Origin of the sequence: Desulfurivibrio nitratireducens, from assembly GCF_044068515.1 — a bacterium.
Taxonomy (GTDB): Bacteria; Desulfobacterota; Desulfobulbia; order Desulfobulbales; family Desulfurivibrionaceae; genus Desulfurivibrio.
The window spans coordinates 1-20,491 of record NZ_JBIPKI010000024.1; the positions used below are offsets into that span (position 1 = coordinate 1).

The 20,491-nt window shown below is 62.1% G+C and carries 18 protein-coding genes and 1 pseudogene; 9 read left to right on the forward strand and 10 right to left on the reverse strand.

The window, feature by feature from the left end; translation table 11 throughout:
- Positions 1–184: pseudogene (locus ACHHTY_RS07470) on the reverse strand (hypothetical protein); the annotation flags it as partial.
- A 61-nt stretch (positions 185–245) separates the two neighbouring features.
- Entirely contained in the window at positions 246–1,229 is a 984-nt protein-coding gene (gene galE / locus ACHHTY_RS07475; protein ID WP_395493480.1) for a UDP-glucose 4-epimerase GalE, read from the reverse strand.
- 190 nt (positions 1,230–1,419) lie between these two features.
- Between galE and ACHHTY_RS07480 the strand changes: the two genes are divergently transcribed.
- The 3 genes from ACHHTY_RS07480 (at position 1,420) to ACHHTY_RS07490 (ending at position 5,229) form a co-directional block, all read left to right on the forward strand.
- Positions 1,420–2,466 (forward strand): DHH family phosphoesterase, encoded by a 1,047-nt coding sequence (locus ACHHTY_RS07480; protein ID WP_395493481.1) that lies wholly within the window; start codon positions 1,420–1,422, stop codon positions 2,464–2,466.
- A gap of 157 nt (positions 2,467–2,623) precedes the next feature.
- Positions 2,624–3,958, forward strand: a complete 1,335-nt coding sequence (locus ACHHTY_RS07485) for a glucose-1-phosphate adenylyltransferase family protein (protein ID WP_395493482.1) — start codon at positions 2,624–2,626, stop codon at positions 3,956–3,958.
- Positions 3,955–5,229: a glucose-1-phosphate adenylyltransferase family protein gene (locus tag ACHHTY_RS07490; protein ID WP_395493483.1), complete on the forward strand. Its 1,275-nt coding sequence runs from the start codon at positions 3,955–3,957 to the stop codon at positions 5,227–5,229. Before ACHHTY_RS07485 ends, ACHHTY_RS07490 begins: the two co-directional genes overlap by 4 nt.
- A 102-nt stretch (positions 5,230–5,331) precedes the next feature.
- On the opposite strand, the gene trpA is transcribed toward ACHHTY_RS07490, so the two are convergent.
- The 7 genes from trpA to ACHHTY_RS07525 all read right to left on the reverse strand — a co-directional run bounded on the left by trpA (position 5,332) and on the right by ACHHTY_RS07525 (position 13,553).
- Entirely contained in the window at positions 5,332–6,096 is a 765-nt protein-coding gene (gene trpA, locus ACHHTY_RS07495) for a tryptophan synthase subunit alpha (protein WP_395493484.1), read from the reverse strand.
- Between the two features lie 58 nt (positions 6,097–6,154).
- Positions 6,155–7,390: a tryptophan synthase subunit beta gene (trpB, locus tag ACHHTY_RS07500; RefSeq protein WP_395493485.1), complete on the reverse strand. Its 1,236-nt coding sequence runs from the start codon at positions 7,388–7,390 to the stop codon at positions 6,155–6,157.
- A gap of 273 nt (positions 7,391–7,663) precedes the next feature.
- On the reverse strand, positions 7,664–9,229 hold the full coding sequence (locus ACHHTY_RS07505; RefSeq protein ID WP_395493486.1) for a response regulator: 1,566 nt from the start codon (positions 9,227–9,229) through the stop codon (positions 7,664–7,666).
- A 138-nt stretch (positions 9,230–9,367) separates the two neighbouring features.
- Entirely contained in the window at positions 9,368–10,258 is an 891-nt protein-coding gene (gene phnD, locus ACHHTY_RS07510) for a phosphate/phosphite/phosphonate ABC transporter substrate-binding protein (protein WP_395493487.1), read from the reverse strand.
- A 178-nt stretch (positions 10,259–10,436) separates the two neighbouring features.
- Positions 10,437–12,152, reverse strand: coding sequence for a hypothetical protein (locus ACHHTY_RS07515; RefSeq protein WP_395493488.1), 1,716 nt, complete (start codon positions 12,150–12,152; stop codon positions 10,437–10,439).
- Positions 12,153–12,169: 17 nt separating this feature from the next.
- Positions 12,170–13,102, reverse strand: coding sequence for a bifunctional hydroxymethylpyrimidine kinase/phosphomethylpyrimidine kinase (thiD, locus tag ACHHTY_RS07520; RefSeq protein WP_395493489.1), 933 nt, complete (start codon positions 13,100–13,102; stop codon positions 12,170–12,172).
- A 13-nt stretch (positions 13,103–13,115) separates the two neighbouring features.
- Positions 13,116–13,553, reverse strand: a complete 438-nt coding sequence (locus tag ACHHTY_RS07525) for an FKBP-type peptidyl-prolyl cis-trans isomerase (protein WP_395493490.1) — start codon at positions 13,551–13,553, stop codon at positions 13,116–13,118.
- Between the two features lie 367 nt (positions 13,554–13,920).
- On the opposite strand from ACHHTY_RS07525, the gene ACHHTY_RS07530 reads away from it, so the two are divergent.
- From ACHHTY_RS07530 to yihA, 4 genes are all read left to right on the forward strand, one after another.
- Positions 13,921–14,148: an RNA polymerase II-associated protein gene (locus tag ACHHTY_RS07530; protein ID WP_395493491.1), complete on the forward strand. Its 228-nt coding sequence runs from the start codon at positions 13,921–13,923 to the stop codon at positions 14,146–14,148.
- 17 nt (positions 14,149–14,165) lie between these two features.
- Positions 14,166–14,546, forward strand: coding sequence for a phosphoribosyl-AMP cyclohydrolase (hisI, locus tag ACHHTY_RS07535; RefSeq protein ID WP_395493492.1), 381 nt, complete (start codon positions 14,166–14,168; stop codon positions 14,544–14,546).
- Positions 14,543–15,415, forward strand: coding sequence for an ATP phosphoribosyltransferase (gene hisG, locus ACHHTY_RS07540; RefSeq protein WP_395493493.1), 873 nt, complete (start codon positions 14,543–14,545; stop codon positions 15,413–15,415). Before hisI ends, hisG begins: the two co-directional genes overlap by 4 nt.
- Positions 15,416–15,515: 100 nt before the next feature.
- Complete coding sequence (yihA, locus tag ACHHTY_RS07545) at positions 15,516–16,103, forward strand: ribosome biogenesis GTP-binding protein YihA/YsxC (RefSeq protein WP_395493495.1); 588 nt, start codon at positions 15,516–15,518, stop codon at positions 16,101–16,103.
- Between the two features lie 42 nt (positions 16,104–16,145).
- Here the strand turns inward: yihA and lepA are convergent, their stop codons facing one another.
- Positions 16,146–17,939 (reverse strand): translation elongation factor 4, encoded by a 1,794-nt coding sequence (gene lepA, locus ACHHTY_RS07550; RefSeq protein WP_395493497.1) that lies wholly within the window; start codon positions 17,937–17,939, stop codon positions 16,146–16,148.
- A 195-nt stretch (positions 17,940–18,134) separates the two neighbouring features.
- Between lepA and ACHHTY_RS07555 the strand changes: the two genes are divergently transcribed.
- Together ACHHTY_RS07555 and ACHHTY_RS07560 are read left to right on the forward strand one after the other, a co-directional pair.
- The gene (locus tag ACHHTY_RS07555; RefSeq protein WP_395493498.1) at positions 18,135–19,130 is read left to right on the forward strand and encodes a sigma-70 family RNA polymerase sigma factor; all 996 of its coding nucleotides are present in this window, start codon (positions 18,135–18,137) and stop codon (positions 19,128–19,130) included.
- 110 nt (positions 19,131–19,240) lie between these two features.
- Positions 19,241–20,491, forward strand: a complete 1,251-nt coding sequence (locus ACHHTY_RS07560) for a DegT/DnrJ/EryC1/StrS family aminotransferase (protein ID WP_395493499.1) — start codon at positions 19,241–19,243, stop codon at positions 20,489–20,491.

Below are 20,491 nucleotides of genomic sequence, written 5' to 3' on the forward strand. Positions count from 1 at the left end.
TCTCTGCCACCAGAACCAGGGCGGCCGGGAGCGCTCCCAGCAGGGCGCCGCTGACTTTTGACCCGGCGGCCACCGCTTCAACGCTGACCGGGGTCAGGCGCTCCAGGGCCCTGATTACCGCCCAGGTCTGTTTTTCGTGGCCCGGGCGCCCATCGAGGTATGCGTTTATTGCCAGCCTGTTCATGCTCTGAGCATCCCCGGGCCCCCCAGGAGAGATCGGTCGTAAAGGGGCAACGACGGGCCTGTCATGCCGACCTTATCATCTGGCATTCCCACTGCCATGCGGTTTGGATGATTTTTTCCAGTTCGGGCTGCCGGGGCCGCCAGCCCAGTTCCTGTTTGATGCCGGTCGCATCGGCTACCAGGCGGGCGGGATCCCCTGGGCGGCGGCTTCCTTCTTGCAGCGGAATGGGCCGCCCGGTGATTTTTTCGGCGGCGGCAATGACTTCCGCCACCGAGTAGCCGTTGCCGTTGCCCAGGTTGAAGGCCGTGGTGCCGCCGCCCTGGTTCAGGTATTGCATGGCCAGCCAGTGGGCTTCGGCCAGGTCGAGGACGTGGATATAGTCGCGGATACAGGTCCCGTCCGGGGTGTCGTAGTCGCGTCCGAAGACGGTAGCCGCGGGGCGGCGGCCGGCAGCGGCCTGCAAAACCAGGGGGATCAGGTGAGTTTCAGGGTGGTGGCGTTCGCCCAGGTGGGCATCCGGATGGGCCCCGGCGGCGTTGAAATAGCGCAGGCAAACGGACTTGAGGCCGTAGGCCCGGCCGTAGTCGGCCAGAATTTGCTCCACCATGAGCTTGCTCCGGCCGTAAGGATTGATGGGCCTTTGGGGGTGGGCCTCGTCGAGGGGAGTGTATTCCGGTTCTCCGAAAATGGCGGCCGAGGAAGAGAAGATGAGCTTGTCCACCCCATGGGCCCGCATGGCTTCCAGCAGTTTCAGGGTGTTGACGAGGTTGTTGTGGTAATAGCGGGCCGGGTTCCGGACCGACTCTCCCACCTGGATAAAAGAGGCGAAATGGATAACCGCGTCAAACCGTTCTTGCTGGAACAGTTCGTCGAGCAGCAGTCGATCGGCTATGTCGCCGTGCACGAACCTGCCATGCCGGATGGCATCCCGGTGGCCGCCGCAGAGGTTGTCCAGGGTGACAACCTCAACGCCTTTCCGGCCCAGCAGCCATACCATATGGGAGCCGATATAGCCGGCCCCGCCGACAACGAGGATTTTGTTCATGGGATCAACCGCTTTCATAGGCTTTAGGAGAATTGATCTTTTTAGCACAAAACAGGTGGTAAGTCTCATGTTAATTCGGCCCAAAATCGCAAGTATTGCCGGCGGAGCGGACCCCGTCGGCCTCTTGCCGGCGGAGTCGGCGGTTGGCCACATCTTGCCAGCGGCCGGGAGAATATGGTATAGGTCGCCCATGAAGAAAAACAGTTCCCCTGCGCCCGCTACCGGCGCCGCCTTGCTTGGTCCCAATCCCAATCGCAAGCGCAACTCCAAGAAGACCGCCAAGGAACGTCTCCAGGAGTTCTGGAACGTCTTTGCCAAGGACGATAATGTCCTGGTGGTGATCAACGCCGACCCCGACGCCCTGGCCGCGGCTTTTGCGGTCAAGCGGCTGCTGCGCTACCGGGTCAAGAATGTCACCATCGCCTATCCCAACGAGATCCGGCGGCTCAACAACCTGGTCATGCTGGAACTGCTCAAGATTCCCGCTGAGCGGCTGCATACGGTAAAGCTGGCCGATTACAGCAAGAAGGTCATGCTGGACTCCCAGCCCCCCCATCTGCCCGCCTTCGAAAATATCGCCTTTGATGTGGTCATCGATCATCACCCCGCCACCAAGGGCTGGGTCGCCACATTTGTCGATATCCGCAAGGAATACGGGGCCACTGCTTCGATTATGGTGGAGTATCTGCGGGCCGCCGCGGCCCGGCCCTCGGTGGCCCTGGCTACCGCCCTGTTCTACGCCATCAAGGTGGATACCCAGAATTTCGAAAAAAAGGTCACCCTGGCCGATGCCATCTCCTTTCGCTATCTTTTCAACCTGGCCAATCTCAGCCTGGTCCGCAAGATCGAGATGTCCTCGCTGCGCCGTTCGGAGCTCAACTATTTCCGCAACGCCCTGACCGAAATGAAAATGAGCAAGCAGCGGCTCTATGCGCATGTCGGCAAGGTTCCCAGCCCCGATATCCTGGTCTTGATCGCCGACTTCTTTAAACAGGTCCATGAAGCGGACTGGGTTTTCATTTCCGGGATTCATAACGACAAACTGGTGGTAATTTTTCGCTGCGACGGCTACAAAAAGAATGCGGGGCGCTTGGCGGAAAAGATCTTCGGTAAGGCCGGCAGCGCCGGCGGTCATCGTGAATCGGCCCGGGCCGAGGTGCCGCTCAAGAACATGGAGAAGGACGCCGCCGCCTTCAACACCAAGGAACTGATCCGCCTGACCACCAAGCATATGTGAATCAGGGACCGAAAGAGAGAGGGCAGAGGGGTTAAGCCGGGACTCTGTAACCGCAAGGTGGCCAGCGACAATCCCAAAAGCACAATTAAAGTAGGGCTTTAAACGTTGTTTTCTGCTTTCTGTCCTCTGTCCTCTGACTCTGACAAGGAGATACGCGATGCCGCAGCGCAAACCCAAGGTGCTGGCCGTGGTCCTGGCCGGGGGAAGGGTGGACGAGTTGAGCGTGCTTACCGCCCATCGGCCCAAGTCCGCCGTTCCATTCGGCGGTTTTGCCCGGGTCATCGATTTTCCCCTGAGCAACCTGATGCAGTCGGGCCTGGAACTGGTGGGGGTTTTGAGCCAGTACCGCAGTTTTTCCCTGATCAACCATATCGGCATCGGGGCTTCCTGGGACATGATCGGCCGTTACCGCGGGGTTTTCGTCCTGCCTCCCTACCAGGGCTTCGGCCAGAGCAGCTGGTACCGGGGGTCGGCGGACGCGGTGCGCCAGAACCTCGACTTTATCCAGTTTCACAATCCCGAAACCATCCTGATTATTTCCGGCGACCATGTCTACCATATGGACTACCGGGACATTATCGCCTATCATCGCCGCAAGGACGCCGACTGCACCATGGCCTGTGTCGAGGTTCCCTGGAGCAAGGCCCATCGTTTCGGGGTGGCGGAAATTGGTGATGAGGACGGCGCGGTGGGCGGCCGGGTTCTGCAATACCGGGAGAAACCGGAAGTGCCCGCTTCCAACTGGGCCTCGATGACCGTTTACTGCTTCAAGCCCCGGGTGCTTTACGACCTGTTGGAGGCCAACGCCCGGGAGGACGAATCCTTCGAGTTCGGGCGCGACATCATCCCCCGGGCCATGGTGGGCCACAAAAAGGTCTATGGCTACAAGTTCACCGGCTACTGGGGCTATACCCGCACCATCGAAGAATACTGGCAGACCAGCATGGATCTGCTGGGCGTTGAACCCCGCTTATCCTTGTGCCGTTGGGGCATCCGGACCAATCTCGACCATCGCGGGATCCGCGACTGTCAACCGCTCAAGGTCGGGGAAGAGGGCCAGATCAGCAACAGCCTGGTTTACAACGGCTGCCTGGTGGAAGGCCGGGTGGAAAATTCCATCCTCTTTCCCGGGGTGCAGGTCAAGGCCGGGGCGGTGGTACGGAATTCGGTCCTCTTTTTCGACAACGTGGTGGGGAAGGGAGCCTGCCTGGACAAGGTGGTCAGCGACGTCAACGTCACCGTGGGCGAGGAGGTGCGGATCGGCGGCCAGACCTCGGCCGGGGATGAACCGGAGGAGCAGGCCGGCGCGCCCCTGGTGGGGAGCCTTCTGGCCGGGGCGCCGCCGGCGGAACCGACCGGGGTCACGGTGCTGGGTTGGAACAACCAGATCCCGGCGGGGATGGTTATCGGGGCCGGTTGCACCCTTTATCCAGCCCTGGGCCCGGAAAAGATGACCCGCAGCCGGATCGCCGACGGGGAGGTGGTGCGATGAGCTCCAACAACCAGGAACCCCTGGTGCTCTTGCTGGCCGGCGGGGTCGGCAGCCGCTTGAACAACCTGGTCCAGAGCCGGGCCAAGCCGGCGGTGCCCTTTGCCGGTATTTACCGGATCATCGATTTCAGCCTGAGCAACGTGATGAACTCGGGCTTTTCCCAAGTGGGGGTGCTGACCCAGTACAAGCCGCTCTCGCTGATGCGCCATATCGGCACCGGCGCCGCTTGGGACTTTTCCGGGCGCACCCGGGGGGTCAAAATTCTTCCGCCCCGCACCGGAGCCCGTGATTCCGACTGGTACAAGGGCACCGCCGACGCGGTCCGCCAAAACATCGACTTCATCAAGGCCCATCCTTCGCCCGAGGTCATCATCCTTTCCGGGGATCATATCTACAGCATGGATCTCGAGGACATGCTCCAGGTCCATCGCCGCAAGGAGGCCGACATGACCGTGGCCACCATGGTGGTGCCCCGCGAGCAGATCAAGCAGTTCGGCACCGCCATCACCGATTCCGACGGGCGCATCGTGGAGTGGGAGGAAAAGCCGGCCCAGCCCCGCACCGAACTGGCTTCGATGGGCATTTACGTCATCAACACCGCGTATCTTCTTCACACCCTGGAAACCTACCGCACCGACATGGATTTCGGCATGGATATGATCCCCCGGGCCATCACCGCCGACCGGGTTTATGCCTATCCCTTCCGCGGTTACTGGCGTGATGTCGGCACCATTCAGGCCTACTGGGAGGCCAACATGGATGTGTTGCGGCCCGTCCCCCCCATCACCCCGGCGGCCTGGGGCATCCGCCCCAATCCCGAGGCCGACGGCCTGCCTTCCGACCGTTGTCCGGCCCGTTTTATCGGGGCCGGCCGGGCCAGCAACTCCCTGATCGCCGCCAGCTGCCTGATCGAAGGCACCGTTATCAACTCGGTCCTCTCCCCCGGGGTGTGGGTCGGTCCCGGGGCGGTGGTGCGGGATTCCATCCTCTTTCATGACTGCCTGGTAGCGGCGGAAGCGGCAATCGATCTGGCCATCCTCGACAAAAGGGTGACGGTGGGGGCGGGAGCGGTGGTGGGTTGCGGCGCCGAGGAAGAAAAGCAGCAGGCCAACCGCGAACATCCCCAGCACCTTTATACCGGCATCAGCCTGATCGGCAAGGGGGCCCAGATTCCGGCGGCGGCCAGGATCGGCCGCAACTGCATCGTCTCCCCCGGTCGCCGGTCCGCGGATTTCCCGCACCAGGTGATAGCCAGTGGCGAGAGCGTCTAGCCGCCAACCAAATGTGACAACCAAATTTCAGGGGATCACCCGGGGGGCGGGCGCGACTGCCCGCTTGGCCGTAATTGCCGAGCGGCTGGGGTTGGGAGTTGTTCAGCGCAGGCCGGCGATGAACGGTCCCACCGCTTCCGGGCCCTGTTCCTCAACCAGGCCGATGGTGGCGGAGCCGATCACCGCGATATCGGCCTTGCCGCGCAGGAGTTCTACATCCTGGCGGGAGCTGATGCCGAAGCCCACCGCCAGGGGCATTTCAGTGGCCCGGCGGCAGCGGGCGATGTAGTTGTTGAAACTCTCATCGAAACTGGTTTGGGCCCCGGTGACTCCCCGGCGGGCGACGCAGTAGACGAAGCCGGCCCCGTGGCCGGCCAGTTCGACCATCCGTTCGTCGCTGCTGGTGGGAGCGAAGATCTGGATCGGGGCCAGTTCCAGGCGGCGGCATGCCGCCAGGTATTCTTCTCCCTCTTCCGGCGGCAGATCGGGAATGATCAGGCCCTGGATGCCGATTTGCCGGCTGGCGGCGAGAAAGTCCTCCACCCCGAACTTGAAAAGAATGTTGTAGTAGGTCATGAAGAGGAAGGGGATGGGGTGCCGGGCGGTCATTTCGGCGGCGAAAGCCAAACAGTCCCGGACTCTGACCCCGCTGGCGATGGCCTCCTGGTTGGCCCGCAGGATCACCGGGCCGTCGGCTACCGGCTCGGAAAAAGGGATCTGCAGTTCAATGATATCGACCCCGGCCGCCACCATCTGCTCGATAACCCGGCGGTTGACGGCAAAAGAAGGGTAGCCCAGGACCAGGTGGGTCATCAGCAGGATGTCCTTATCGGCGCGGGCGCGGTGAATTGCTTGGCTCAGGGTCATGCGGTATTTCCTGTGGCGATTGAGGGCGTCTGGTTGCCCGGGGCTTGGCCCCCGGCAATTATTTGGTGCCGCGGGCGTATTCCTCTCCCTTGGCCCGGATAAACTCCTGCCAGGAGGGATCGTTGAAGGCGTGGGCGATGGTGAAAATGTCCTTGTCGCCCCGGCCCGACTGGTTGACGATGATCGCCGCCTCCCGGGGCAGTGAACCGGCCTCCTTGAAGGCCTGGACGAAGGCGTGGGCCGATTCCAGGGCGGGAATAATTCCTTCGCTGCGGATCGTCAGCTCCAGGGCTTCCATGACCTCGGCGTCGGTGGCGGCGGCAAAGCGGACCCGTCCTAGTTCCCAGAGGTTGGCCAGGATCGGCGAGACCCCGATGTAATCCAGGCCGGCCGCCACCGAATGGGTGTCGCGCATCTGGCCGTCGTCATCCTGGAGGAACATGGTCTTGTAGCCCTGGGCCACCCCCGGCGAAGCGTCGGAGCCGCTGAGCCGGGTCGCGTGCTGGCCGCTTGCAAGCCCCTTGCCGCCGGCCTCCACCCCCACCAGCTCAACCTCCCGGTCGGCCAGAAAACCCTGGAAAATCCCCATGGCGTTGGAGCCTCCGCCGACGCAGGCGTAAACCCGGGCCGGCAAGCTGCCGTGGACGGCCAGGATCTGCTCCCGCACCTCGTCGCCGATGATTTTCTGGAACCAGGCCACCATTTCCGGAAAGGGGTGGGGGCCGCAGACCGTGCCCATCACGTAGTGAGTGGTGTCCATGTTGGCCACCCAGTCGCGGAAGGCCTCGTTGATGGCGTCTTTCAACGTCCGGGAGCCGGAAGTGACCGGCACCACGGTGGCGCCCAGCTTTTCCATCCAGAAGACGTTGGGCCGCTGGCGCTGGACATCCTCCTCGCCCATGTAGATGGTGCAGGCCAGACCGAATTTAGCGGCCATGGTGGCGGTGGCCACCCCGTGCTGGCCGGCCCCGGTTTCGGCGATCACCCGGCTCTTGCCCATCCGCTGGACCAGCAGCCCCTGGCCCATGACATTGTTGGCCTTGTGGGCGCCGGTATGGTTGAGATCCTCGCGCTTGATGAAGATTTGCGCCCCACCCAGGCGGCGGCTGAGATTTTCGGCGTAAGTCAGGGGGGTGGGGCGGCAGGAATAGCTGCCCATCAGTTCCACGTACTGGCGCCAGAAGGACGGATCCGCCTTGGCGGCGGCAAAAACCTGGTTCAACTGCCGGAAAGTCTCGTGCAGCACTTCCGGCACGAAGGCCCCACCCCAGTTGCCGTAATAACCTGGTTTCATCAAGCTCTCTTTTGCTTTTAGTTTAAACAGCCCGGCCGGCCCGCCTTTGCTGAAAAGGGGCCGCCGGGTCCGCGGAAAAAAACCGGCCTCGGCAATCTACCGCATGCGCCGACATTTGTAAATTGCCGACCATCGGCCTTGGGCTTATCCCTGGGCGATTGCGGCGGTAAACTTAGGCCGGCCAGGCATTTAACCCTGGGCGCCGCCGGCGATCCCGCCCCGTCATTAAGCCTTCTCGTGCTCGCTTAGCGTCGTGGCTCGGTCGGGGCCAGCTTACTGGTGGTCCAGCACGTAGCGGACTTTTTCGGCTAGCGCACTCAGGGAAAAAGGTTTGGCCAGGAAGTGGACGGTCGCTTGCGCCAGTTCGTTGTCGGTGATGAAATCGGCGGTATAGCCGGACATGAACAGGCACCGGATGCCCGGCCGGAGACGCATAATTTGCTGGGCCAGCTCGCAGCCGTTAAGTTCCGGCAGCACCACGTCGCTCAGCAGTAAGTCGATTTTGCCGGGATGGCGTTTTGCCTGTTGCAGGGCGGTGCCGGGGGTGGCGGCGGCCAGAACCCGGTAACCCAGTTGCTTGAGTATTCTGGCGGTCATATCGAGAATAACCTTGTCGTCTTCCACCAGGAGAATGGTTTCGGCCCCGCCGATAAAGGAACTCGGGCCGGGGGCCGGGGCCGCCGCGGCCGGGGCGGCCTTATGCTGGCGGGGCAGGTAAATGCGGAAGATGGTTCCCTGGCATGGTTCGCTGTAAAAATTGATCATACCATGGTTCTGCTTCACAATTCCGTAAATCATGGCCAGCCCCAGGCCGGTGCCCGTATCGGCGCCCTTGGTGGTGAAAAAAGGCTCGAAGATATGGGTCTGGGTTTCCCGGTCCATGCCCATCCCGTTGTCGCTGACGCTCAGTTGGACGTAATCGCCGGGGACGCAGTCGGCATGCACCGCGCAATAGTTCTCATCCAGGGTGACGTTGGCGGTCGCGATGCTGATCCGGCCCTGGCCGATGATGGCATCCCGGGCGTTGACGCAGAGATTGGCCAGGATTTGATCCACCTGGCCGGAGTCGATCATGACCGGCCATAAGCCCTCGGCCGGCAGCCACTTGAAATCGATATCATCGCCGATCAAGCGCCGCAGCATCTTGAGCATCCCGGCCACGGTATCGTTGAGATTCACCACCTTGGGCGCGACCTTTTGCTTGCGGGCAAAGGCCAGCAGTTGGTTGGTGAGTTCGGCGGAGCGTTGGGTCGCCTGGAGAATGCCCTGCAGTTCCTGGAAGCCCGGCTTACCCGGCTTGATCTGGGTCAGGGCCAGTTCGGCATAACCCTTGACAACGGAAAGAATATTTTTGCAGTCATGGGCCACTCCGCCGGCCAGGGTGCCGATGGCCTCCATCTTCTGGGCCTGGTTGAGCCGGGACAGGAGCATTTTTTCGGTCTCGCGGCGCCGCTGCCGCTGCCGGACTTCCGCCAGTTCGCGCCGGATCGCCGGAGCCAGGCGGCTGAGCCGGTCTTTCATCACGTAGTCCCGGGCCCCGGCGCGCATGATATCGATGGCGGCTTCTTCGGCGATAGCGGCGGAAACCAGGATGAAGGGCAGATCGGGGGCCACTTGCCGGACTACTTGCAGGGCAGCCGGGCCAGGAAAACCCGGCAAGGCATAGTCGGAGACCACCAGATCCCAGGGGCCCCGGGCAAGAGCCTGGCGCAAGGCCTGCTCCGTTTGCACCCGTTCGGCGTGGACAAGGTAGCCTTCTTTGGCCAGGGCGTTCAAAATCAGGTCAGCGTCGCGGGCCGATTTTTCCACCAGCAGCAACCGGATTTCTTCTTCAATCATGCCTGTCTGATTTCCATTGTTTATGGCCTCGAGGCCTGGGCGGCCGGTTATTTGCGGGGGGCGAGAAGCTTGCCGAACCGCCCGGACTGCGAGGGTAATCAGCAGGGAGCAAAAAAACTCTCCATTCCCGCCAATTTTTTAATCGCCGCTGAAAATTGCCATCATTTCTTCGAGACTGTCATAATTTTCCGGCTGGGCCTCCACCAGCCCGGTGACCGTTTCTTTGATCCCCTTAAGGATCTCGAGCTTGCGGGGATGGTGGTTGATCGCCAGCAGCAGTTCCCGCAGGCGGTCCACCAGAGCCGGCGGCAGATCGGCCCGGGTCAGGAAGAGGTGATCGGGAATCAGCGGACTGGTCGCCAGGGCCCTGAGCCCGCGCGGCTGGTAGGCGTAGAAAACCTCGTCCTTGACGCCGCCGGCGGCGAAGTAGCCGCCCAGCACGGCCAGGGCCACATCATGATGGGAATTGAGGAAATCGTGGCGGGCCAGATCGTCCAGGCTGACCCCGGCCTGGGCCAGCATGGCTCGGGGTACGATATAGCTCATGGTGGAATTGGGGTCGCCGAAAGCGAAACTTTGCCCCTTGAGATCGGTCAGGCTGGTGAACGGGGCCTCTTCCCGGACGATGATCATTCCCTGAAAAACCGGGTAGCCGTTTTCCTCCAGCATGGCCAGCAAGGGTTTATGGCCGTATTGGCGGCGCATGATTACGTAGCTGGCCGGCCCGATGAAGGCGAGATCGGCGTGATCGCGGCCGATTAAATCGATATGGGTCTGGTAGCTCTGCTGGACCCGGATCTGCACCGGTCGCTCCAGTTCCTCGGCCAGATAGTCCGCCAGGGGGCTGAAACGACGAATCAGTTCGGTGGCCGGCAGATAAGGGTGGATCCACAGGTTCAAGGTCTCGTCATCGCTGGCGCCGGCGGGGGGAGCGGCAAGCAGGCAGATCGTGATCAGCCCGCAGAGCAGGGCCGGCCACCGGGGTGCCGGGTGCCGGGTGATTTTTTGCCGGTGTTGTTGCCAGGTCATGCCCTGCTCCTTGATTTGCTTCGGTCCCGGCCCGGGTCAGCGGCTCCGGTGGTTTTGCCCTCCCCTGGCTGCTGCTTGCCGCCGGCGCAACTCGCGTTAACGCCCATTACCTAAGCAAGCATGAGAGAATCGGCCGCTAAAGTCAACTCCCGTCTTTGTGGCCCGGCACCGGCGCGGGTTAATCCCCGGCCAAGGTCAGGCAGGCTCCGGCGGCCCGGCAGGCCGCGGCGAAATCCTCCGGGTAATGGCCGCAGATCCAGCGTTGCTGGGCTTCGCTGAAGGCCCCCATGGCGTAGGGCAACTTGGGGAGCAGGGCGTAAAGCAGCCGTTGGTCATGGCTGGGATCATCCAGGCGCTTGGCGTATTCGATGCTGGTGACCAGGGTAGCGCCCAGTTCGGCCAGGATGCGCTGGGCCAGGAGCAGGGCGCCGTCAAGGGCGGCCCGGCAGGCCTGGTCGGCCTCCAGGATATTGCCGACTTCCCCTTTGGTCATGATCTGCATCTCCCATTGGGAGACCTGGGCCTTGGGGACAAAGAGGATGACCTGTTCATCCTCATGGATGATCAGATCGGCGGGAGCGTCGGGATTGCCGTCGATCCGGGTGTTCCGGCGTAGGGCGTCCAGGTAGGCGGCGAAGAGCCCCCGGCCGTGGCGGCGGCGGAATTCCTTGCCGCAATGGGCCACCTGGTCTCCGCAGGCAAATGCCGGCGGGGGCGGCACCAGGGCGTATTGCTGGTGAACCTGTTGGTGGGAAGCGTGGAGGCGAAAGCCGCTGCCGGCCAAATCATAACCGAAGTTCCAGCCCCAGAGGGTGGCGGTAAAGGGCAGGCTGCCGGGGGCGGCTTGTTGGATGGCGGGCAAAATTTGGCGCCGCAATTCTTCCAGTTCCGTCACCGTCAGACCGGCGCGTTGCCACCGGCAGGGCAACTGGAGCATCTCCGCCAGGCGGATATAGGTGCGCTGGTAATAGAGGTGGCGCAGGCCGGTCATATCGGCCTCGCTTAGATCGCTGATCCGGTAGCGGATCGTGTCGTCGGCCATGTTGGCGGCGTAATGGCCCCAGGGAATATAACTGTTGCGGCGCAGATACTCGAAGATATGGGTGGGTCCGCCGGGCGCGCCGTATTCGCCGACGATTTCGCTGCCTCCCTGGGCGCCGGGGCGGAGGACCATGATCTGGCGGTAAGCCGCCGGCAGATGGGGATTGTTGGCCACGGTTTCGTAAAGGTCATGATCATGGATCAAGGGCCGGGGCTGGCCGTCAATCCGGTGGTAACGCAGGCCGACGGGTTCCGCCCCGGAGGCAGCGCCGGCGCCGTGGTCGGGGGGGTTGGCATCGCTTGTTGACTGATCGTCGCCCAGCCGAGGGTAGACAAACTCGCAACTCAGGGCGGCCAGGTAAACAAGCTCGGCGGGATCGTGGGAAGTGGCGGCCAGGGTCAACCGGAGGGGGCGGGGCAGCAGGGCCAGCAGCCTTCCCAGTTGTTCGAGTTCGCTGCTTGGCCGGTCCGGGCCGCTGGTCCCGCTGCCGGCGGCGGCCGATATCTCCCCAACGCCGAGACCTGACCGCAGGGAAACGGTCGGGGGCCGGGGCAGCCGGATCGAGCCTGGATCGGCGGCCTTGCCGGCGGCCCAGGTCTGGCAGATAAAGGTCGCCCCGCGAAAGGGGAAAGGGTTGGGGATCTCGTAGACCGGGTCGGCCGGCTCAACCACCAGGTCGCCGGCGGGGAAATTGCGCCGGTTGTCGATGAGCGGCGGAAGTTGCCCGCCAGAGTCGGGCGCCGAATAACCCAGCGGCGCCAATCCGTCGTGCCGGCGCAAATTGCGGACCCGGTAGGAAGGTTGATGCTGGTAAACCCGAAAGCGGCCATCCGGCCCGATAAAATCACGCATGGAAAAACTCCCTCAGCTTACCGGGGGTGGCAAAGGTGATGTCCTAGGGGGCCATTGCCTTTACCCAACTGCAAGGGTCGGCCGGCGGCAATCACCCGGTCCAGGAAGGCCACCGTTCGCCGCAGGGCTTCGGGGTAAGAGCCCGTTAGCTGGTGGTGGACGGCCAGGGCCGCCGCGAAGGTGCAGCCGGTACCATGGAGGTTGTTGCTTTGCCGGCGCCCATGCCGGATTTCGGTGAGTTCATGTTCCCCGAGACTGCCCGACGCCGAACCCGGTTCAGCTGCCAAGGGCGGCCTTTGCAGAAGAAAATCGCGGATCAGGGCACTGGCCGGCTGATGATGGGCGCCGGTGAGCGCCACCGCCCGTAGGCGCGGATAGCGCTGGAACAGTTCCCGGACCGCCGCGACAATGGCGGCGGGAGGAGCGTCGGCGGCCGGGGCCAGGTCAGCCGTTTCCCGTCCAGTCAGGGCCGCCAGTTCGGGCAGGTTGGGGGTCAGGACGCTGACCGTGGCCAATAATTTTTCCTGCAGCACCGGGATTTCGCCCCCGGCGCCGCCGCGGCAAAGGGCCTGGCCGGCGCCGGCCACCAGCACCGGGTCGTAAATGACTTCGCCGGCGAAATCGGCCAGGGCAGCGGCCACGGCCAAGGCGATTTCGGCCGTGCCGAGCATCCCGATTTTCACATGGCTCACCGGCAGGTCCTCCAGGACCGCCCGGATCTGGTCATGGACCAGTTGCGGCGCCAGAGGGGTAAAATATCTCACCCCCAAGGTATTCTGGACGGTGACGCAGGTGATCGCCGCGGCCCCGTATACCCCCAGGGCGGTAAAGGTCTTAAGGTCGGCCTGGAGGCCGGCCCCGCCCGAGGGATCCGACCCGGCGATGCTGAGAATGGCCCGGTCGGCAAGGGGGCCGGTACCGGCGGCCACCGGGCTTGTTGGAGGAGTCATGGTCCGGCTTTGCCTACTTGATGGCGGTAACGGTAATGGTATAAAAAAGTTCCTGGCCGGCCAGGGGATGGTTGAAGTCCACCTTGACCTCATCCCCCTCGATGGCGGTGATCATGGCCGGCAGGCGGTGGGTTTCGCCCTCGCGCTCCAGGTTCATGGCGATGACCATTCCCACCTGGAGTTCCCGTTCGCCGAAGCTGTTCCGTTTGACGTTCAGCACCAGTTCCTCGTGGCGGGGGCCGTAACCCTCTTCCGGGGGGATGCTGATGGTGCGGGTCTGGCCCACCTTCATCCCGATGAGGGCCCGTTCCAGCGAGGGCAGGACCATCTGCTCGCCGATCCGGAAAGACATCGGGGCCGAGTCGCTGGAGGACTCGAAAACCTCGCCGTTTTCCAGCCGGCCTTCATACTGAACCGTTACCTGGTCGTTTTCCTTTACCTGTGGTGTCATCTGCAAACCTTTGGGGTGGGACTCGACCCCGGCGTCGTCGCCGGGTTCTCCTCCGTTTATCGGTTGATGGCGGCAGCATGCTGGCCGCCGGTTCGGGGTCATTATGCCGAAAAAGCGGGAAGGGCACAAGGTTTTGCTCGGGCAAGGCCGCCAATGGAGTCCGGTAAAGCCGTCGGACAAAGATGCAGCCGCAGAGTTGCTTCGGGCCGTTAGATGCTTTACAGCTTGACAATACAGGGCGATAGCCCTATTCTAACGCTTTTGTCTGCGGCGGTTCAGCCCCGGGCTGGCAGATTGGCGCCGGGGTTGCCCGTTGATTTTGCCGCCTGCTGCCTGTTCCTGCCGAAGTGGCGGTGCTTGCGACTCCATGGATTTGATTTGTGAAAAATACCGGAAAAGGATGGCCGAGGCGGATGCCCGCTGTCCCCAAGCCCGGGAGTACTGCAAATTTCGCTCGGCCTGCCTGATTCACTTTCTCGACCGGGAGCGGCGGAGAAAGTGCGCTCGAGAAGCCGAGGCGGCCGGGCAACGGCGGGAAAACACCGAGGCCGGGACCGGACCGGCCGCGGACGGGCGGCAAGAGCGTAAATCGTGAACGAGGAATCAGCAAGGATGCTTAATTTCAGCAAGGGAGAAAAGGGGCTGCTGCCGGCCATCGTCCAGGATCAGCAAAGCGGCGAGGTTCTGATGCTGGCCTATATCAACGAGGAGTCCTGGCGGCGGACCCTGGAAACCGGTAAGGCCCACTATTGGAGCCGGTCGCGCAACCAGATCTGGCTCAAGGGCGAAAGCTCCGGCCATGTGCAGCTGATCAGGGAGATCCGGGTCGACTGCGATGCCGATACGGTGCTTTTCAAGGTCGAACAGTTGGGCGAGGCGGCTTGCCATACCGGTCATCGCACTTGCTTTTACCGGCGGCTGGCGGGCGACGGCAGCCGGCTGGAAATTACGGAAACCCCGGTTTTTGATCCCGCGGAGGTCTATAAGAAATGAAACAGTTGAAGCTGGGAATTCCCAAGGGCAGCCTGGAGAAGGCGACCATTGAGCTTTTCGCCAAGTCTGGCTGGCAGATCAAGCTCTCCTCCCGCAATTATTTCCCCGAAATCGATGACCCGGAACTGGCCTGTTCCATCTGCCGGCCCCAGGAAATGTCGGTCTACATTGAAAAGGAAGTCCTGGACGCCGGGATCACCGGCAAGGACTGGACCCTGGAAAACCGCTCCGACGTGGTGGTGGTGGCCGATCTGATTTATTCCAAGGTCAGCCGCAAGCCCACCCGCTGGGTGCTGGCGGTGCCCGGCGATTCGCCGATCAGGCGTCCCGAGGACCTGGAAGGCAAGAAGGTCGCCACCGAGCTGGTCAATTTCACCCGGGAATATTTTGCCGCCCGCAAGATCAACGTCGATATCGCCTTTTCGTGGGGAGCCACCGAGGCCAAGGTTGTTTCGGGGCTGGCCGACGCCATCGTCGAGGTCACCGAAACCGAAAGCACCATCCGGGCTCACGGCCTGCGGGTCATCGAGGAGCTGATGAGTTCCAATACCCAGTTCATCGCCAGCAAAAGCGCCTGGGCCGACCCCTGGAAACGGGAGAAGATCGAGAACATCGCCCTGCTGCTCAAGGGGGCGTTGAAGGCCGACAAGATCGTGGGCCTGAAGATGAACGTGCCCGCCCCGCGGCTGGAGGAGGTAATCGATATTTTGCCCAGCCTCAACGCCCCCACCGTATCGCCGCTTTACCAGAAGGAGTGGTTTTCGGTGGAAACGGTGATTTCCGAACACGAGGTCCGCGACCTGATCCCCCGCCTGCTCAAGAGCGGGGCCGAGGGGATCATCGAGTATTCCCTCAACAAGGTGATCTGAGCGCCACCGGGCAGAGGAGTGGCGGTCAGCAAGGCCGTCGCCCCATCTTACCCTTCGCCGGGGCGGCTCGGCCGGCAAATTCCAGCAGCGGGGAGCGGCAATGCAGCTTCAGAAAGTAATCTTCGTCGACAGCGTTTTCAGCCTGGCTCAACTGCCGGAGGGCGATCTGCCGGAAATCGCCTTTGCCGGCCGTTCCAACGTGGGCAAGTCGAGTCTGCTCAACTGCCTGCTTCAGCGCCGCAATCTGGTCAAGGTCAGTGCCCGCCCCGGCAAGACCCAGAGCCTCAACTTCTACCTGGTGGGGGAAGAACTGCACCTGGTGGACCTGCCCGGCTACGGCTACGCCAAGGTCGATAAAAAACTCCAGGCCAAGTGGCAGGAGTTGATCACCGCCTACCTGGAAACCCGGCCCAATCTGCGCTGCGTGGTGCTGATTATCGACCTGCGCCACGCCCTCAAGGACCTGGACCGGATGCTGGCCGGCTGGCTCCAGAGCCAGGCCATCCCCTGGCTGCCGGTCTATACCAAGATGGACAAGCTCTCCCGCAACGAACAGCACCGCCAGGCCCGGCTCCTTGATGCCGCCCTGGGCATAGCCCCCGCCGACCGCCTGCTCTTCTCGGCCAAAACCGGCGAAGGCCGCGAGCAGCTCCTGGCCCGTCTGGACACCTTTCTCACCCCCCGCTGAACCTGTTTTTCCCCGGCGGAGGGGGGAGCGCCTCGCCCCAGGCTAGTTGTCCGACTTGAGGACGGCCAGAAAAGCGCTCTGGGGAATTTCAACGTTGCCCACCGTTTTCATCCGCTTCTTGCCGGCCTTCTGTTTTTCCAGAAGTTTGCGCTTGCGGGTTATGTCGCCGCCGTAGCACTTGGCCAGAACGTCCTTGCGCAGGGCCGAGACAGTGCTTCGTGCTACGATGTTGCCGCCGATGGCCGCCTGGATGGCGATCTTGAACATCTGGCGGGGAATTTCCTCCTTGAGCTTTTCGCAGGCGGAAAGACCCCGGGCCCGGGCATTGGCCCGGTGGACCAGTTGCGACAGGGCATCGACCTTTTCGCCGTTGACCAGGATATCGAGCTTGACCAGATCACCGGGCCGATAATCGATGAGGTCGTAGTCGAAGGAACCATAGCCCTGGGTCAGGGACTTCAATCTATCGTAAAAATCGTAAATTACTTCGCTCAACGGCAGCTCGCAGGTGTATTCGATCCGGCCCGGTATCGGATAATTGTAGCTGCTGTTGACCCCGCGCCGCTCCATGCAGAGGTTCATCACCGCTCCCATGTAGCGCTCCGGCATCATGATGGTGGCCTTGATATAGGGTTCCTCGACCCGTTCGATGCTGCCCGGGTCCGGAAAATAGGCGGGATTGTCCACTTCGATCATTTTGCCGTCGGTTAGATAAACGTGATAGTTGACCGAAGGCACGGTGAGGATCAGGGAGAGATCGAACTCCCGTTCCAGTCGCTCCTGGACCACCTCAAGGTGCAGCAGGCCCAGGAAACCGCAGCGGAAGCCGAAGCCCAGGGCCGAGGAGGAATCTTTCTGGAAGGTGAGGGCGGAGTCGTTGAGGGTCAGTTTTTCCATGGCCGCGGCCAGGTCCTCGTAGTCGTCGGTGGAAACCGGATAGAGCGAGGAGAAGACCACCTGCTTGGCGGGCTGGAAGCCGGGCAGGGCCCGGGCGCAGGGATTTTCCTTGAGGGTGATGGTGTCGCCGGCCCGGGCGTCGCTGATGGTCTTGATCCCGGCCAGAATGTAGCCCACTTCGCCGGCGCTCAGTTCTTTGCCGGCCGCCCGTTTAAGGTGAAAACGCCCGACTTCCTCCACCTTGTGACTGATCCCGTTGGAGAGGAAGGTGATTACGTCGCCGGCCTTGACCCGGCCTTCCATGATCCGGCAGGAGATAATGGTGCCGCGGAAGGAATCATACTGGGCGTCGAAAATCAGGGCCTGCAGGGGTTTGGCCGGATCACCGCCGGGAGGAGGCAGGAACTTGACCACCGCCTCGAGGATTTCCGCGACCCCGGCGCCGGTTTTGGCCGAGCATTTCTGAATCCGCTCTTCGTCAAGGCCCAGATCTTGGACGATCTCCGCCGCCACCTTTTCCGGCTCGGCGGCGGGCAGGTCGATCTTGTTGATCACCGGGATTACTTCCAGGTCGTTTTCCATGGCCAGATAGAGGTTGGCCAGGGTCTGGGCTTCGATCCCCTGGGCCGCGTCCACCAGCAGCAGGGCGCCTTCGCAGGCGGCCAGGGCCCGGGACACCTCGTAGCTGAAATCGACATGGCCCGGGGTATCCACCAGGTTGAGGATATAGTCCTGGCCGTCGGCGGCCTTGTAAGGCAGGCAGATGGTCTGACTCTTGATGGTGATTCCCCGCTCGCGCTCGATATCCATGTTGTCCAGCAACTGGTCCTTGAACTCGCGGGCGCTGACGCCGCCGCAGAGTTGGATAAAACGGTCGGCCAGGGTTGATTTACCGTGGTCAATATGAGCTATAATGCTGAAATTCCTGATGTTTTTCATGGATCTCCGGGCTTTGGCCCCGTTGGCTGGGGCAACTGCATGTCTGGTGCGGCAAAAATTTTAATTTTTAACATGGATCCGGTTGGCGGCCAAGGTTATTTTCCGCCAGCTTCACTACCCGCCGGTCAGGCTGCCGGCCAAGCGCTAAGAAGATCCCTTTTGACCTTTTGCGATAATTCATTTATTGTCTGAACTATGAAAAACGAGGCGGAATTGCTTGAAATATCGGCTGATGCCGAGACCGAAAACGAGACCGAAAACCAGGCCGGGCAGGAGTTCCATCCCCTGGTCAGCCTGGACGATTCGTCCCACCTGCCGGTGGTCGGCAACGCCGCGCTGCACCGTTATCTCCAGGAGATCAGCCAGTACCGCCTGCTCAGCCGCGAGGAAGCCGATGAGTTGGCCCGGCGCTTCAAGGAGACCGGTGATCCGGAGGCGGCCTATCAGCTGGTCACCGCCAATTTGCGCCTGGTGGTCAAGGTGGCGATGGATTTCCAGAAATACTGGATGCAGAATTTTCTCGACCTGATTCAGGAAGGCAATATCGGCCTGGTTCAGGCGGTCAAGAAGTTCGACCCCTATCGCCAGGTCAAGTTTTCCTATTATGCCGCCTATTGGATCCGGGCTTATATCCTTAAATTTATCATGGATAACTGGCGCCTGGTCAAGATCGGCACCACCCAGGCCCAGCGCAAGCTCTTTTTCAGCCTCAACAAGGAGAAAAAGCTCCTGGAGTCCCAGGGTTTCAAGGCCGAGCCCAAACTGCTGGCCCAGCGCCTCAATGTCAAGGAAAGTGAAGTCATTGAAATGAGCCAGCGCATGGACAACTGGGACATGTCGCTGGAAAGCCCGGTCCGCGAGGATTCCGGCGATGAACGCAAGGATTTCCTGCCGATGCTGGGTCCCAGTGTCGAGGAGAAGGTGGCCGCCCAGGAAGTCCGGGAATGGATGGCGGGCATCCTGGACAAGCTGCGCCGCACCCTCAACGACAAGGAACTGGCGATTTTGAGCGAGCGCCTGCTCAGCGATGATCCCCGAACCCTCCAGGACATTGCCGACCGCTTCGCGATCTCCCGGGAACGGGTCCGCCAGATCGAGGTAAACCTGCTCAAAAAGATGCGGGCCTACCTGGAAAACGAGGTTCCCGACATCAAGGATTTTCTTGATGAATTTTTTAATCCCTGGCGCTGATCGGCGCCAAGGTGGGCGGCTGGGCACCGAGGGGCGATTTTTTTGCTGATGCCCCCGGGGCCTGGGCCGTAATTTGCTTGGCCAAAAAATAGCAGGATAAAATATAAAAAATGCCGGTTCCTTTATTGGATTTGAAACCACAGCTCGCTCCCCTGCGGGAGGAAATTCTGACCGCCGTCACCGAGGTCATAGACTCCACGGGTTATATTATGGGCCCCCGGGTAGAGAGCCTTGAAACGGCGGTAGCAGACTATTGCCAGACGCCCGCGGCCATCGGGGTCAGCAGTGGCACCGACGCCCTGCTGGTTGCTCTGATGGGCCTGGATGTCGGGCCGGGTGACCTGGTGCTGACCAGTCCTTACAGCTTTTTTGCCACCATGGGCAGCATTCTCCGGCTGGGAGCCCGGCCGGTTTTTGTTGACATCGACCCCCAAAGTTACAACCTCGACCCCGATCGACTGGCAGAGTTTTTTGCCTCTCGTCCGGCGGAGGCGGCCCGGGTCAAAGCCTGCCTGCCCGTGCATCTTTATGGCCAGAGCGCCGACCTGGCCCGCATTCTGCCTTTGTGCGATAAACACGGGATCCCGGTGGTGGAGGATGCGGCCCAGGCCATCGGGGCCCTTTGTCCCTTGACCTCGGCCGCGGTCAAGGTCGCCGGGGTTGGAGCCGAAAGCGCTGCGGAGCAGCCAGCCCCGGCCGGCAGGGAAATTTGGCGGCGGGCCGGCAGCATGGGCGCCGCCGGGTGCTTTTCCTTCTTTCCCAGCAAGAACCTGGGCGGGATCGGTGACGGTGGGATGGTGGTTTGCCGGGACCAGGAGCTGGCGGAAAAAATCCGGATTCTCCGGGTTCACGGCAGTGCTACCAAGTATCATCATGGCTTGCTGGGCGGCAATTTCCGGCTTGACCCCATTCAAGCGGCGGTGCTGGAAATCAAGCTGCGCCATCTTCCCGCCTGGCACGCTGCCCGCCGGCAAAACGCCGAACTTTACCGGCAGCTTTTTGCGGCCGCCGGCCTGGTGGCGGCAGGCAACGTCTCACTGCCCATCGCGGTTTATCAGCCTCAGGCGGAGGCCGCCGGAGTGGCGGATTTCCATATCTACAATCAGTTCGTTATCCGAGCCCGGCGCCGGGATGAGCTGCTCGGCCATCTGCAGCAGGCCGGCATCGGCTGCGAGGTGTATTATCCGGTCCCCCTGCATAAGCAGCGCTGCGTGAGCGAGCTGGGCTACAACGAAGAGATTTTTCCCGAGGCCGAAAGGGCCGCCCGGGAGACCCTGGCCTTGCCCATCTACCCGGAATTGACCGTGGCCATGCAGGAGGAGGTGGTTGCGGCGATCAGCGCTTTTTACCGCCGCTCGTAA